The sequence below is a fragment of the Mycobacterium sp. SMC-4 genome (assembly GCF_050205565.1).
Lineage (GTDB): Bacteria > Actinomycetota > Actinomycetes > Mycobacteriales > Mycobacteriaceae > Mycobacterium.
The window spans coordinates 225,924-240,111 of the sequence record NZ_JBNMQU010000004.1; the positions used below are offsets into that span (position 1 = coordinate 225,924).

At 66.0% G+C, this 14,188-nt stretch carries 13 protein-coding genes; all 13 read left to right on the top strand.

Annotated features, from left to right (window positions below):
- Window positions 1-34: 34 nt before the first annotated feature.
- The 13 genes from ACQI46_RS09850 (at window position 35) to ACQI46_RS09910 (ending at window position 14,187) form a co-directional block, all read left to right on the top strand.
- Window positions 35-1,000, top strand: a complete 966-nt coding sequence (locus tag ACQI46_RS09850; protein WP_427093794.1) for a bifunctional MaoC family dehydratase N-terminal/OB-fold nucleic acid binding domain-containing protein — start codon at window positions 35-37, stop codon at window positions 998-1,000.
- A complete protein-coding gene (locus tag ACQI46_RS09855) occupies window positions 997-1,401 on the top strand; it encodes a MaoC family dehydratase (protein ID WP_427093795.1) in 405 nt (134 codons plus the stop codon). Before ACQI46_RS09850 ends, ACQI46_RS09855 begins: the two co-directional genes overlap by 4 nt.
- Window positions 1,398-2,561 carry a lipid-transfer protein gene (locus ACQI46_RS09860; protein WP_427093796.1) on the top strand — a complete coding sequence of 388 codons (1,164 nt, stop codon included), beginning with the start codon at window positions 1,398-1,400 and terminating at the stop codon, window positions 2,559-2,561. The genes ACQI46_RS09855 and ACQI46_RS09860 overlap by 4 nt, the downstream gene beginning before the upstream one ends.
- A gap of 303 nt (window positions 2,562-2,864) precedes the next feature.
- Entirely contained in the window at window positions 2,865-4,019 is a 1,155-nt protein-coding gene (locus ACQI46_RS09865; RefSeq protein ID WP_427093797.1) for a hypothetical protein, read from the top strand.
- 19 nt (window positions 4,020-4,038) lie between these two features.
- The gene (locus tag ACQI46_RS09870) at window positions 4,039-4,767 is read left to right on the top strand and encodes a LuxR C-terminal-related transcriptional regulator (protein WP_427093798.1); all 729 of its coding nucleotides are present in this window, start codon (window positions 4,039-4,041) and stop codon (window positions 4,765-4,767) included.
- Window positions 4,768-4,921: 154 nt separating this feature from the next.
- Window positions 4,922-5,680 carry a LuxR C-terminal-related transcriptional regulator gene (locus ACQI46_RS09875; RefSeq protein WP_427093799.1) on the top strand — a complete coding sequence of 253 codons (759 nt, stop codon included), beginning with the start codon at window positions 4,922-4,924 and terminating at the stop codon, window positions 5,678-5,680.
- Window positions 5,681-5,850: 170 nt separating this feature from the next.
- Window positions 5,851-7,635 (top strand): glutamine--fructose-6-phosphate transaminase (isomerizing), encoded by a 1,785-nt coding sequence (gene glmS / locus ACQI46_RS09880; protein WP_427093800.1) that lies wholly within the window; start codon window positions 5,851-5,853, stop codon window positions 7,633-7,635.
- A complete protein-coding gene (locus tag ACQI46_RS09885) occupies window positions 7,632-9,173 on the top strand; it encodes an AMP-binding protein (RefSeq protein WP_427093801.1) in 1,542 nt (513 codons plus the stop codon). Before glmS ends, ACQI46_RS09885 begins: the two co-directional genes overlap by 4 nt.
- Window positions 9,170-9,391 (top strand): phosphopantetheine-binding protein, encoded by a 222-nt coding sequence (locus tag ACQI46_RS09890; protein WP_427093802.1) that lies wholly within the window; start codon window positions 9,170-9,172, stop codon window positions 9,389-9,391. Before ACQI46_RS09885 ends, ACQI46_RS09890 begins: the two co-directional genes overlap by 4 nt.
- A complete protein-coding gene (locus ACQI46_RS09895; RefSeq protein ID WP_427093803.1) occupies window positions 9,388-10,776 on the top strand; it encodes a flavin monoamine oxidase family protein in 1,389 nt (462 codons plus the stop codon). Before ACQI46_RS09890 ends, ACQI46_RS09895 begins: the two co-directional genes overlap by 4 nt.
- Window positions 10,773-12,212 (top strand): KamA family radical SAM protein, encoded by a 1,440-nt coding sequence (locus ACQI46_RS09900; RefSeq protein WP_427093804.1) that lies wholly within the window; start codon window positions 10,773-10,775, stop codon window positions 12,210-12,212. The genes ACQI46_RS09895 and ACQI46_RS09900 overlap by 4 nt, the downstream gene beginning before the upstream one ends.
- A gap of 29 nt (window positions 12,213-12,241) precedes the next feature.
- On the top strand, window positions 12,242-13,090 hold the full coding sequence (locus ACQI46_RS09905) for a hypothetical protein (protein ID WP_427093805.1): 849 nt from the start codon (window positions 12,242-12,244) through the stop codon (window positions 13,088-13,090).
- A 437-nt stretch (window positions 13,091-13,527) separates the two neighbouring features.
- Entirely contained in the window at window positions 13,528-14,187 is a 660-nt protein-coding gene (locus tag ACQI46_RS09910) for an NAD-dependent epimerase/dehydratase family protein (protein ID WP_427093806.1), read from the top strand.
- The last annotated feature ends 1 nt before the right edge of the window (window position 14,188 follow it).

Below are 14,188 nucleotides of genomic sequence, written 5' to 3' on the forward strand. Positions count from 1 at the left end.
CGATGAGCGCTTGCGCGAAGAGCAGAGGGCAGCGGTGAGCGCAGATCTGCAGACCGGCATCGAGAACATCAAGGCCGCCGGCAAGAGCGAACCGCGTAACGGCCGGGACCCGGTGAACCGCCCCATGATCCATCACTGGGTGGATGCCATCGGGGACAAGAACCCGATCTACGTCGACGAGGACGCCGCCAAGGCTGCCGGTCACCCGGGCATCGTCGCCCCGCCGGCGATGATCCAGGTGTGGACCATGGGCGGACTCGGCCAGGGGCGCTCCGAGGACGATCCGCTGTCGAAGATCATGGCGCTGTTCGACGCCGCCGGCTACGTCGGCGTCGTGGCGACCAACTGCGAACAGACCTACCACCGCTATCTGCAGCCGGGCGAGGAGCTGACCATCCACGCCGAGATCACCGATGTGGTGGGTCCCAAGCAGACCGCGCTGGGCGAGGGCTACTTCATCAACCAGCTGATCACCTGGACCGTGCCCAACGGCGCGGACGGTGGCGAACCGGTCGCCGAGATGAACTGGCGCATCATGAAGTTCAAGCCTCGCGAGGACGACAAGCCGGTCGTCCCCGACGATCTCGATCCGGACAAGCTGATGCGCCCCGCGTCGTCGAAGGACACGCAGTTCTTCTGGGACGGTGTCAACGCCCACGAGCTGCGCATCCAGAAGCGTCCCGATGGCAGTCTGCAGCACCCGCCGGTACCTGCCGTGTGGAAGGACAGGACCGAGACCACCGACTACGTCGTGGCCACCGGCAACGGCACGGTGTTCAGCTATGTCGTCCACCATGCGCCGCAGGTGCCCGGTCGAAGCTTGCCGTTCGTCATCGCCCTCGTCGAACTCGAAGAAGGTGTGCGGATGCTCGGCGAGCTGCGCAACATCGATCCCAGCGAAGTGCAGATCGGAATGCCCGTGCGCGCAACGTATATCGACTTCCCCGACAGCGACGTCAGTCCCGCATGGACGCTGTACGCGTGGGAGCCGGCCCGATGAGCGCGCCCGCTGCCCAGGTCGGCACGAAGCTGCCCGAGCTCACCATCTACGGCGATCCGACGTTCATCGTGTCCACCGCCATCGCCACCCGCGACTACCAGGATGTGCATCACGACCGGGACAAGGCGCAGGCCAAGGGATCCAAGGACATCTTCGTCAACATCCTGACCGACACCGGGCTGGTGCAGCGCTACCTCACCGACTGGGCGGGCCCCGGCGCGCGGATCAAGTCGATCGGCCTGCGTCTCGGTGTGCCGTGGTACGCCTACGACACCATCACATTCACTGGTGAGGTCACCGCCGTCGACGACGGCGTCGCCACCGTGAAGGTGGTGGGCGCCAACAGCCTCGGCAACCATGTGATCGCCACGGCGACACTTGATCTGGAGGCAGACTCATGACCGGCCTGTCCGGAAAAGCCGCGATCGGCGGTATCGGTGCGACCGACTTCTCCAAGAATTCCGGCCGCAGCGAGCTCCGGCTCGCCGCAGAGGCGGTGCTCGATGCGCTCGACGACGCCGGGCTCACCCCGGGCGACGTCGACGGCCTGGTCACCTTCACCATGGACTCGAACCTGGAGACCGCGGTGGCCCGCTCCACCGGAATCGGCGAGCTGAAGTTCTTCAGCCAGATCGGCTACGGCGGTGGCGCTGCCGCCGCCACCGTGCAGCAGGCCGCGTTGGCCGTCGCGACCGGCGTCGCCGAAGTCGTGGTGGCCTACCGCGCGTTCAACGAGCGCTCGGAGCACCGGTTCGGTCAGGTGATGACGGGCCTGACGGTCAACGCCGACTCCCGCGGCGTCGAGTACAGCTGGTCCTACCCGCACGGGTTGAGCACGCCGGCCGCGTCGGTGGCGATGATCGCGCGGCGCTACATGCACGAATACGGTGCCACCAGTGCTGATTTCGGTGCCGTGTCGGTGGCCGACCGTAAGCACGCCGCGAACAACCCGAAGGCCCACTTCTACGGCAAGCCGATCACCATCGAGGATCACCAGAATTCCCGCTGGATCGCTGAGCCGCTGCGGTTGCTCGACTGCTGCCAGGAAACCGACGGCGGCGTCGCGATCGTGGTGACCACCCCGGAGCGTGCCAAAGACCTCAAACACCGGCCCGCGATCATCGAGGCGGCCGCGCAGGCCGCCGGCGCCGACCAATTCACGATGTACTCCTACTACCGCGACGAACTCGGTCTGCCGGAGATGGGCCTGGTCGGACGCCAACTGTGGGAACAGTCCGGCCTGAAACCGACCGACATCCAGACCGCGGTCCTCTACGACCACTTCACCCCGTACACCCTGATCCAGCTCGAGGAACTGGGTTTCTGCGGGAAAGGTGAGGCCAAGGACTTCATCGCCGGCGGCGCCATCGAAATCGGGGGCCGGCTGCCGATCAACACCCACGGCGGTCAGCTCGGAGAGGCTTACATCCACGGCATGAACGGCATCGCCGAAGGCGTGCGCCAACTGCGTGGGACCTCGGTGAACCAGGTACCCGATGTCGAGCACGTGCTCGTCACGGCCGGCACCGGGGTACCGACCTCCGGTCTGATCTTGGGCTAGAGCCAGACGGTCTAGTTCCCCCTGCGTGTTCCCGATGGAATCAGCCCCTGCCGCTGCAGGGATCTAGGAAAGGTCCAGAGCCAAATTCGCTCCATCGGTCCATATACCTTGGGGCGCACTGCGGTTGATAGTGATAGGGCAGGAGACCAGCCGGCGCGGTTGACGTGATCGCGCGCCTGCCGATCACAAGGGGATCACATGTCAGATCAAACGCTCGTGTTCGGGGGTGTCACGCCGTGGGACCGGTCTGACAGAACTTCCGGTCAGGAACGGAAGAATTCGCGCTCACTCACGGCGGCGATCGTGGCGGGCGGACTGGCCTTGAGCGCTTCCTTGTATCCGACTGTCGGCGAGGTACCGATCCCAGGTTTTTTGGACCTTCCCAGCGTCGGTCGCGCGCTCGGGCTTCCCGTCCTGACCGAATCGATCTCCACAGCGCAGACCGTCGAAGCTAAGCAGGCAGGCATCGCCGAGCTCCTCCAGCTGGCCGCGATCATCGCGCAGCATCCCTACCTCGTGCCGGCAGAGACGCTCAAGACGCTGACGCAGAGTCCCGGGTTCCTGGAACTGCTGGAGCGTCTCGGACCGGGGGCATCCCCGGCAGATGGGGTCAGCTTCGGCCAGACCCTGTTCATGGTGGGATTCGCAGGCGGGGGCGGAGGCGGGTACGGCGCTGTGGCGGTGCCGGCCAGCCTGACGGAATGGCTGCTCTTCCTGAACCTCTTGTTGCACCGCGTACCCGTCCAGGCCCTCAACCAACTGTCGGAGGCGTTGGTCCGGATGGTGCCGGAGTACGTCGCGCCCGAAGTCGTCCAACAAGCCACCGTTTTGATTGAGGCCGTGGCGGTCTTGCCGCCACCTGAGCCGGTGCCGGCCCCGCCCCCCGCTCAGTCGGTAGCTCCAGCAGCGCCCGAACTGCCGGGGCCGGCACCCTCGTTCATCGTGACGTTCGAAGCGCCCGTCGACACCATGTTCACAGCTGCACCCATACCGGTCGCCGAGCCGGCGCCCGTGGTGGTGGAACCAGAACACACCCCGGTGCAACCCCCGGATATTCCTCCTGTCGAACCCGAGCTCCCACCGATCATCCCACCCCAAGAGATCATTCCGGATCCGGTCGTGGAGGCACCGGAGCAAGTCGGCGATGTCGACCTCGGGGAGGATCTCCCGGCATCCGAAGACGATGCGGGGGCGGGGGAGGACACTTCCGGAGGGCTGTCGCCCGGCGATGTCGACGAGAGCGTGGGCGGATCGGCCGGCGACGGCGACGGATCCGCGACAGGCGAGTCAGACGCGCGTATCGCCGTCGAGGAGGAGCAGCAGAACGACGAAGACGACGCCACCACCGGGAATGTGAGCGGCGAAGACACATCGGCGACACGCGAGTCCGATAGCGTCTCATCAGCATCCGATGACGACAGCGACGCGTCTTCCTCCTCAGACTCTGCGAACGGTTGAGGTGCGGTGTCCTCCGGACATGGCAGATGTGACAGGGCAGTCCACCCGCCGTGACGGGCGCGCAGTCCAGGACGGCGGCATTCTCATCGTCGACGACTGCGCTCTCTACCGCGAGGCCCTGACGTACACGCTGACGGCCAACGGACTACGTCCGGTCCGATCCGCGTGGGATCTACCCTCCCTGATCGGGACCCTCGGGTCGATTTCGCCGCGGGTGATTCTGCTCAACCTGGCCACCGTCGGGGTGCAGACCTTCCTACGGGCCGCCACCAGCTTGAGTCCGCGGACACCGGTGATCGCGGTCGGGGCGAACGAGGACGACGAGGACGCACTGTTGGCCTGTGCGGAGGCCGGCGTGGCGGCCTATCACATCCGAACGGACTCGCTGGCCACCCTGCTCACGCTGGTCGATGCAGTGGGACGCGGTGAGATCGCTTGTCCGACAGGGGTTTCAGAAGTCCTGCTCCGACGCATATGGAGGGTGTCGGGACGAGGCCGACGCGCTGTGAGAAGCCCGGCCCTGACCGCGCGCGAAATGGAGATCCTTCACCTGCTCAGGCTCGGCCATTCGAATCGAGACATCGCTGCCCGGTTGTCGATCGCGGTTCACACGGTCAAGAGCCACGTCCACAGTCTGCTGAAGAAGTTGGGTGTCAGCTCTCGCGCCGAAGCCGCGGCGTTGTCCCGGGCGCTGGATCTGGACCGAGAGATTACCGGCGGCCTAGGTCCGGGGTCTAGCCAGATTTGATCCCGATGGTCCATGTACGGGGACCGTGCCCGCACCGATAGTTGTGGGGTGTCGGATCAATTGACAGCGGGGACTATTCCCGGCGAGGCGGTGTGCCGCACATCCTGGCCGATGCCGATCATGGCTGATCGCCTACCTGAGCGAGGTGGACAGGATGGATGACTTCGATTGGGTGACATCGCAGGAGGCGATGAACGACGCTGCCGACGAAGTCGGTGCAGCCGTTTACAGTACCCGAAACGACTTGAAGCACAGCAGGGCTCATGGTCGGGTGGAAACCAGGGTCCTGATCGTCGATGACTGCATCCTCTTCCGGGAGTGTCTGGTCGGTGTGTTGACCGGACGCGACAATGGTGTCGCTGTCGATGCGGCGTGGGACCTGCCATCGGTCCTCACCCGGGCCGAAGCGATGCGTCCCCACGTGATCCTGCTGAGTATGGCGACCCGTGACAGCGCGATGCTGCTGCGCCAGATGGTCAAAGTGAATCCGGGGACGCCCGTGGTCGTCGTCGGCGTCTCCGAGGACGACGAGGCCGCCATCGTCGAATGCGCCGAGGCGGGCGCGGCCGGCTACCACCTCCGCAGCGAGTCGGTCAACGACCTCATGATGTTGATCCGCAACGTTGCTGCCGGTGAATCTGCATGTTCTTCTCGGGTGTCGGGTATTTTGCTCCGGCGGCTTTCTGCGCTCGCCGCGCAGCGGCAACCGGCGTCCAAGGACATCGTCCTGACCACCCGGGAGATCGAGATCCTCCGGATGATCGAAGCAGGGATGGCAAACCGTGAGATCGCCGACAATCTGTGTATAGCGGTGCATACGGTCAAGAACCACGTGCACAGCGTGCTGACCAAGCTGGGCGTGAGAACTCGCGAGCAGGCCGGTGTATTGGCCCGCAACATGTTGGCGATCTAGTCCCCGGTCCAGACCGGGGTACAGGACCGAAATCGCTCCGATGGCCCATTTACCAGTCGCAGTATCCAAAAGATAGTGGAAAACGTGTTTGCGGGGGAGACGTGCAGTTCTCGTTGCTCGGTGACTGCGCCGGGGTCCTCGTCAGTTGACTGTTCCGAAGGAGTCCGGTGATGTGCGGAATCATTGCTTGCCGGACACGGCTGCCGGCCGTCGAGTACCTGCGACTGGGCCTACGGCGGCTCGAGTACCGCGGGTACGACTCGGTGGGGGTGGCGCTGCAGACAGCCGACGGCAATGTCGTCCGACTGCGCACTGTCGGCCGGATCGAGGCTCTCGACGGACTCCTGCGGGAATGGGCCGGTCCTGAATTCAACGGCGCCGGGATCGGCCATACGCGTTGGGCGACACACGGTTCGGTGAACGCCGGTAATGCCCATCCGCACACCGACTGCACCGGACAGATCAGCGTCGTGCACAACGGCATCATCGAGAACGCGGATCAGCTTCGCGCCGAACTCACCTCCGCCGGACACACATTCGGCACCGGAGTGGACAGCGAAGTGCTGTGCCATCTGATCGAGGACGAGAGGATCGGAGAGCATGACCTGGTGCTGGCCCTGCAGAAAGCACTCGCCAGAGCCCAGGGATCGTGGGCGATCGCGGTCCTGGAGCAGGGCACGGGGCGAATAGCCGTCGCGGCCAACGGATCACCACTGTTGGTGGCAAGAACCGCACACGGCGACTTCGCCGCAAGCGACATCGCGGCGGTCGCCGACTGGGCCGAAGAGTTCCGCATCCTCGACGACGGGGACATCGTGGAACTCGGCACCGAGAGGTGGTGGCGCCGCGGGACAGCCATCCCGGCGCCGGCGGCCCACCGGTGCCTGTGGCGCAGCGGCGACGTGGAATTGCACCACTACTCCGACTACATGGGCAAGGAGATCGACGAACAACCGGCGGCAGCGGCGCTCCTGATCGAGGACCTGGCACCCGACATCGCGAACGGCGCCCTGTGGAACCGGCTCGGCTTACCGTCGTTCGATCGCCTTCGCGTCCTCGGTTGCGGCACTTCTCTCAATGCCGGCAATGTGATCGCGCACCTCGTCCGATCCCTCGGAGGGATACCGGTCACCGCCACCGTCGCCAGCGAGATCACGGCGGACGTGGCAGACGCCAACCAGCTGACGCTGGCCATCAGCCAATCCGGTGAGACCGCTGATGTGCTGCGTGCCATCGAATGTCCGGTGCTGGGAGACTCGCGACTGCTTGCGTTGACCAACAACACCCATTCGACGCTGGCGCGGCTCGCCGATGCGGTCGTCAACTGCTCAGCCGGCCCCGAGATCGGGGTGGCAGCGACGAAAACCTTCATGTGCCAGGTGATATCGGGTGCGGCGGTGATGATCTCGGCGCTGGTTGCGATGAGACGACTGTCTACCCACGCCGCAGCCGACCTGGTCGACGACCTCCGGCGAGTGCCCGACCAGTTGAGCGCCGCGCGGGCCCGGACGCAGGCCCTGATGCCACCCATCGTCGACGGCCTCGTCTCGGCCGGCGGGTTCATCTTCATCGCGCGCGGTTCGGGAGTGCCCTATGCCGCCGAGGGCGCCCTGAAGCTCAAGGAACTCACCTACCGGTGGGCCGAGCACTGCCCGGCCGGCGAACTCAAGCACGGGCCGCTGGCCCTGGTCGGGCCCGGCACACCGGTCATCGTCGTGGACAACGGCGACCCGAAGCTGGCGTGCAACATCGCCGAGGTCGCGGCCCGGGGCGGCCACGTCCTGACGATCGGCGACGCGGGCAGCGCACTGCCGGTCCTCGACGGGCCGGCCGCTCCCTGGGGCCCGATCGCGGCGACGATACCCCTGCAGATGCTGGCCCGCGGCCTCGCGGTGGCGTTGGGACGCGATGTCGACAAACCTCGAAACCTCGCCAAGTCGGTGACGGTCGAATGAGCGGGCTGACGAGGCCCGCGGCCAGTAGTCCGCTGGCGTTCGGCGCCGTTGTCGCCGACGTGGTGGGCGACTTCGACACTGCGGCCCGCCGCTGGCCCGACCGACCGGCCGTCGTGCACAACCGCACCGCGATCCCTTACCGCCTTCTCGTGGAGCGGGTGCGCGTTGTGGCTGCCCGCTGTGCCACCGGGGCACTCGGGGATGCCAAGAGCGCTGCAGGCCTCGTGGGCGTCCTGGTCTCCCACGATCCCTCGGTCGCGGATCATCTGCTGGGGATCCTGCTGGCCGACGCCACCTACTGCCCGGTCGACGCGTCTTCCCCGGCCGGAAGGCAGGCGGCCGTCGCCACCGCGCTGGGTGTGTCTCATCTGGTACCCGCGGGGGAAATCCCCCTCGCCCGGCCCGAACAATCCGGCATGTTGCCGATGCCGCGATGGCGGGGCGCCGACGCCGCCTACGTGCTGTGCACCTCCGGATCCACGGGCACTCCGAAACCGGCCGTGATTTCCCGCAGGGCGCTCACCGTCACGGTGCGGGCGCTGCGAAAGCTCTTCGCCCTCACGCCGGAGGACCGCGTGCTGCAGTTCGCCTCGCTCGGCTGGGACACATGCCTGGAGGAGATCCTGCCGGCGTTGACCGCAGGCGCTGCAGTGGTTTTCGACGACCGAGCGCACACCGGGTCATTCCCGACGTTCCTGCGCATGCTCGCCGACCAGGAAATCACCGTCCTGGACCTACCGACAGCGTTCTGGCACGAACTGGTGTTGTGGCTCGATGAGGAGGGAGCGGCCCTACCGGGCTGCGTCCGACTGGTGATCATCGGCGGGGAGCGCGTCGACCCGACCAGACTGCAGCAGTGGCGCGGTCTCGACACCGGGCGCATCAGACTGCTCAACACCTACGGCTGCACCGAGACCACGATGATCACCCATGCGGTGACACTCTGCGGTCCCGGCGCCGAGCCGGGCCTGGAGATCCCGGACGGCGAGGCGCCCATCGGTCGGCCGCTTCCGCACGTCCGTGACCACATTTCCGACGACGGCGAGTTGCTGGTCTCGGGTCCCGGCCTGGCGACCGGCTATCTCGGGGCGGCCGAGGCGACCGCTGCCGCATTCCCTGTGGCCGACCACGGTGACGGGCCGCAGAGGTGGTTCGCCACCGGGGATCTGGTCATTCGGGGCGAGAACGGTCTGCTCTATGTGCGCGGCCGCGCAGACCAACAGGTCAAGGTGCGCGGCGTCCGTGTGCATCCGGCTGAGGTGGAGATGCAGCTGACCACCCATCCTGCGGTCGCACGAGCGGTGGTCATGGGTGAACGGTTGCTCGAAGGCACCGCACTGACGGCATATGTCGTGGCATCGCGGGAGACCACCGGCGCGGAACTCAGGCGATACCTCGGTGAGCGATTGCCGTCGCAATTCGTGCCGAGCCGAGTCCGATTCATCAAAGAGCTGGTGTACACGCCCAGCGGGAAAGTCGATCGCGCTGCGACCCAGCGTGCCGTAGCAGACCAAAACAACGAAGGAGCATGTCAATGAGCGTCGAACACATCGCCGGAATCTTCCGCAGGATACTCAAAACTGCTGAGGTGGAACAGGACTCGGACTTCTTCGAGCTCGGCGGCGACTCGCTGCTCGCGACCAGGGTGCTCAGCGCGATCGCACGGGACATCGGCATCGAGCTCACCTATGACGACATCGTCGAGTACCCGACCCCGGCGGGCCTGTTCGGCCTCACTGCGGCCGTGACGTCATGACGCCGGAACGGATGCGGGTCGCCGTCATCGGCGCCGGGCTGGCCGGGCTGACAGCCGCGGCCGAGTTGACGGCTGCCGGTGCGGACGTCGTCGTGTTGGAGGCGCGCGACCGCGTCGGCGGCCGGATGCACGGCGTCGAGGTGGCGCAGGGTGTCGTCGCGGACGGAGGTGCTGCCTACCTGGGGGTGCAACACACCGAGCTGCTGAAGCTGATCGCCCATCACGGCATGAGGCTCGCGTCCACCGCCATGGTGGGGGACAGCACCTTCCTGATCGGTAAGGATCGCATGACGACACCGGGTCGGGTCCCCCCGCTGGACCCGATTGCGCTCGGCGACATCTTCGACAAGCTCGAGGATCTCGTCGACCAGGTGCGCCCGGAAGCGCCGTGGCTGACGCCCGGCGCCGAACGCCTCGACCGAGTGTCCGCGGCGCGCTGGCTCGCCGACGAGATCCGCCGGCCGGACGCGAAGACGTTCTTCCCGCTGTTCCTCGGCGAGATGATGGCGGCTGACCCGGCGGCGGTCTCGGTGCTGCACATGGCGTTCTACTTGCGTTCCGGCGGGGGCCTCCAGTATCTCAACGCCTTCGAGGGCGGAGCTCAGCAGTGGCGGATCGACGGCGGCGCGCATCTTCTCTGCGAAGCTCTCGCGTCACAGCTCGGGGACCGGGTACATCTCCGGCAACCAGTTCAGGCGATCGACCAGGACGCTGACGGCGTCGAGGTACTTTCGGTCTCCGACACCGACGGCGCATGGTCGGTGTACCGCGCAGACCGGGTGGTCGTGGCGGTCCCGCCGCTGCTGGCCCAGCGGATCGAGTTCCGGCCCGGGCTGCCCGCACCGAGAGCGACCGCAGCCACCGGGAAAGGTTGCGCCATCAAAGTTCAACTCGGATTCCCGGCGCCCCTGTGGCGAGACCACGGGTTGTCCGGCTGGTCGGTCAGCACGGGCGGGCCACTGCTGTCCACGGTCGACGATTCACCGACCGACGAATCCGCCGGCGTGCTCACCGGTTTCGTCACCGGCGCGGAGGCGACGGACTTCTCGCGCCTGACCCCGTCGGACAAGAAGACAGCAGCGCTTGCGCACCTGCGCAGGATCTTCCCCGACCTACCCGCGCCGGCGCAGTGCACGGTGACTGACTGGCTGACCGAGAAGCACAGCCGGGGTTGTTATGCCGCACTGTTCGGTCCGGGTGACTGGCTGCGGCTGGGCCCGACGCTGACCGAGCCGCACGGCCGTGTCCACTGGGCCGGCACAGAGACCAGCCTCGAGTTCTTCGGTTTGATGGAAGGCGCGATCAGATCGGGCCGACGGGTCGCCGCCGAGTTGGCCGCCATCGATTCCGGGGTCCACCATTCACGAAAGGTCCTGGCACGATGACCACACTCGCCGAATCCCGGGACGAAGGGTTCACCGCGGCCGCCGAACAACCGTATACCTACGAGCGCCGGACATTGTTCGAGCCGGACTGGCGACGCTATCCGGGTTGGTCGGCCGTCACCGACTCCGAGTGGCGGGATCCGCAATGGCAGCGCGCACACACGGTGAAGAACATCCAGCAGTTGCGCGCCGCGCTCGGCGATCTGCTCGACGAGCGGTTCTACGCCGACCTCGCCACCGACCAGCGGCGGCGGTCGACGATGTCGATGCTCCTGCCGCCGCAGATGCTCAACACGATGGTCCCCGGCGAGGTGCCGGATCGCGACCGGTTCACCGAGGCGTTCTACTCCGATCCGATCCGCCGTTACATGCTGCCGGTGTTCAGCGACCGGCACCCGGAATGGTGCTCTCACCCGTACGCCGAACGGGATTCGTTGCACGAGAGTGACATGTGGGTGGTCGAAGGTCTGACGCACCGGTACCCCACCAAAGTGCTCGCCGAGATGCTGTCGACGTGTCCGCAGTACTGCGGACACTGCACGCGGATGGACCTGATCGGCAACTCCACGCCGACGGTCACCAAGACCAGGCTGACCCTGCAGCCGGCCGACCGGCACGAACGCATGCTGGACTACCTACGTGCCACCCCGACGGTGCGCGACGTGGTGGTATCCGGCGGGGACGTCGCCAACGTACCGTGGCCGAGGTTGGAAGCTTTTGTGCTGCAACTGCTGGAGATCGACACCATCCGGGACATCCGGCTGGCCACCAAGGCGCTGGCAGCGTTACCGCAACACTGGTTGCAGGACAAGGTGATCGACGGGGTCCATCGCGTGGCACGCCTGGCCGCGGCGCGCGGTGTAAACCTGGCATTGCACGCGCACATCAACCACGTGCAGTCGGTGACACCGCTGGTTGCTTCTGCCGCTCGGGCGCTGCTCGATGCGGGGTTGCGGGACGTCCGCAACCAGGGGGTGTTGATGCGTGGAGTGAACGCCTCCGCCAAAGACCTTCTCGACCTGTGCTTTGCGCTGCAGGGAGAGGCCAACATACTGCCGTACTACTTCTACATGTGCGACATGATCCCCAACGCCGAACACTGGCGGACGTCGCTCGCACAGGCCCAGCAGTTGCAGCTGGCCATCATGGGGTACCTGCCCGGTTTCGCCACGCCACGGGTGGTCTGCGATGTTCCGTACGTCGGAAAGCGGTGGGTCCATCAGGTCGTCCGTTACGACCGGAACCTCGGAATCTCCTACTGGAGCAAGAACTACCGCACCATTCTGGAGAGTTCTGACGATGAGGCGTTGAACAGGGTGTACCCGTATTTCGACCCTATCGACAGCCTTCCTGCCCTCGGGCAGGAGTGGTGGCGCAAGAACGGGCACCGCCCGTGCGAGGCGGAGATCTACGACATTTCCGCGACGGCACCGTAGACGACATCCGATACCGGAGGGTGTGCGACATGACCGTAACGATCAGCGCGATCACAGATACCCATGTGGCTGCCGTCGCGGAGTTTCTGCGCGACCAACACAACGGCGGGGTGCCCTGGGATCGCGCGTGCGCCTCGCTGCCGTGGACGGCGAAGGCGCCCAATCGCGGATTCATGATCAGAGACGGAGACCGGGTGGTCGGCACCTTGCTGGCGCTCTACTCAGAACGCCTTGTGGCAGGCCGTACCGAGCGGTTCTGCAACCTGGGTTCGTGGTGTGTACTGCCCGAGTACCGGTCTCGCAGCATCTCGCTGCTCAACTCTCTCCTGGCCCAGGAGGGTTACCACTTCACGGTCCTTTCCCCCGACGAGCGGTCGCAGGAAGTGCTGGAGTGGTTGAAGTTTCGTTCCCTGGACACCACCGCGGCGCTCGTACCTCACCTGCCGTGGCCGACACTTCCGGGGGCAACGAGAATCAGTGCCGACCCCGAGGTGATCGAAAACACCCTCCGCGGCCACGAGCTTCAGATCTACCGCGACCATGCCCATGCGCTGGCCGCACATCACCTGGTGATCTGCCGTGACGGGGCGTCGTGCTACGTCATCTACCGCGAATCGCGCCACAAGAGTGGTCTGGTGCTCGCTGTCATCGTGCACGTCAGCGATCCCGCTCTCTTCCACCGGGCCATGCCGGCGCTGGGTCGCCACCTCCTGACCCGTCACGGACTGGTGGCGAGTCTGATCGAGCTTCGGATCATCGATCGGAAGCCGCGCTTCGCGCTCACGTTGAGTCGCCCGCCCAAGATGTACCGCAGCGACAGCCTCGAAGACCGAGACGTCGACGATCTCTACAGTGAGCTCGTGTGCGTGCCGATGTAGCTGCGTAGTCGCGGCCGCTCCAGCTTTGGCCCCGGTGAGGAAAATTATTTGCCCTGCAAGTACCTGCGGGGTCAATCGGGTGGGCGTTCCCGCTGGACGGGCACGTCGTCGATCTAGTCCCGGGGACCGCCTGAAGCTACCGGTCCGACCACGTCGCGCCGAACAACCGGCAGCCCTCCGGGCGAACAACGTTGCACGCTATCGGGATCCGCTGCGCATCGGCGCCGGTGATCCATGCAGATCGGTGACGGGAACTAGTTCCGGGATTCATCCCAAAGTTCGCTCCGACGGTCCATGTACTACAGACCGGCGGGAACCGATAGTTGAGGAGTGCCTCAAGAGTTAGCTGTCCGAAGTTCGGTGACATGGCTCCGCGAGTTGTCTGTCACCCCTTCGGGCAAGTCCTCACAGCGGCCTGCCGATCGGGGGGAGCGGCGATGCGCACCGTAGTCACCGGAGCAGCCGGGTTCGTCGGCTCCACTTTGGTGGATCGTCTCCTGTCCCTGGGGCACCACGTGATCGGCATCGACAACCTCAAGGCCGGCAGCCTGACCAATCTCGACAGCGCATTCCGCTGCAGCGAGACAGGGCAGGGTCGTTTCAGACTCCTCACCCTGGACGTTCAGGCGCCGGAGCTCATCGGCGTCATCGCCGGCGTCAACCCGAGCGTCATCTTCCACCTTGCGGCACACGTGGATTCACGGGCGGCGGTGGACGACCCGCTCCTGGATGCGCGCACCAACATTCTCGGCACCATCAACCTCTGCGAGGCCTGCCGGTTCGCCGATGTCCGCAGGATCGTGTACACCACCACGGCGGGGAACGTCGAGTTCCCGGCCTCACCACACGACGTGGCCAAGCTCGCCGGCGAGATGTACCTGCGGTCCTACGCAGACCGGTACGGCCTCACGCCCATCTGCCTGGCGTTCGGAAGCGTATACGGACCGCGTCAAAACATCGGGGCCGCAGCCGATGTCGTGGCACCGATCGGCGCCCCGCCGATGGCGGACCTCGTCTCGGTCGACGATGTCGTCGAAGCCCTGGTGCACGCGGGGTGCGCGGCGGATGTCGCCCCCGACTTCGGGATGGCGGTCTAGT

Excerpts from the sequence above, each read along its gene's own strand:
- ACQI46_RS09855 (WP_427093795.1), top strand. The coding sequence starts at position 997 with ATGAGCGCGCCCGCTGCCCAGGTCGGCACGAAGCTGCCCGAGCTCACC.
- ACQI46_RS09860 (WP_427093796.1), top strand. The coding sequence starts at position 1,398 with ATGACCGGCCTGTCCGGAAAAGCCGCGATCGGCGGTATCGGTGCGACC.
- ACQI46_RS09870 (WP_427093798.1), top strand. The coding sequence starts at position 4,039 with ATGGCAGATGTGACAGGGCAGTCCACCCGCCGTGACGGGCGCGCAGTC.
- ACQI46_RS09875 (WP_427093799.1), top strand. The coding sequence starts at position 4,922 with ATGGATGACTTCGATTGGGTGACATCGCAGGAGGCGATGAACGACGCT.
- glmS (WP_427093800.1), top strand. The coding sequence starts at position 5,851 with ATGTGCGGAATCATTGCTTGCCGGACACGGCTGCCGGCCGTCGAGTAC.
- ACQI46_RS09885 (WP_427093801.1), top strand. The coding sequence starts at position 7,632 with ATGAGCGGGCTGACGAGGCCCGCGGCCAGTAGTCCGCTGGCGTTCGGC.
- ACQI46_RS09890 (WP_427093802.1), top strand. The coding sequence starts at position 9,170 with ATGAGCGTCGAACACATCGCCGGAATCTTCCGCAGGATACTCAAAACT.
- ACQI46_RS09895 (WP_427093803.1), top strand. The coding sequence starts at position 9,388 with ATGACGCCGGAACGGATGCGGGTCGCCGTCATCGGCGCCGGGCTGGCC.
- ACQI46_RS09900 (WP_427093804.1), top strand. The coding sequence starts at position 10,773 with ATGACCACACTCGCCGAATCCCGGGACGAAGGGTTCACCGCGGCCGCC.
- ACQI46_RS09905 (WP_427093805.1), top strand. The coding sequence starts at position 12,242 with ATGACCGTAACGATCAGCGCGATCACAGATACCCATGTGGCTGCCGTC.
- ACQI46_RS09910 (WP_427093806.1), top strand. The coding sequence starts at position 13,528 with ATGCGCACCGTAGTCACCGGAGCAGCCGGGTTCGTCGGCTCCACTTTG.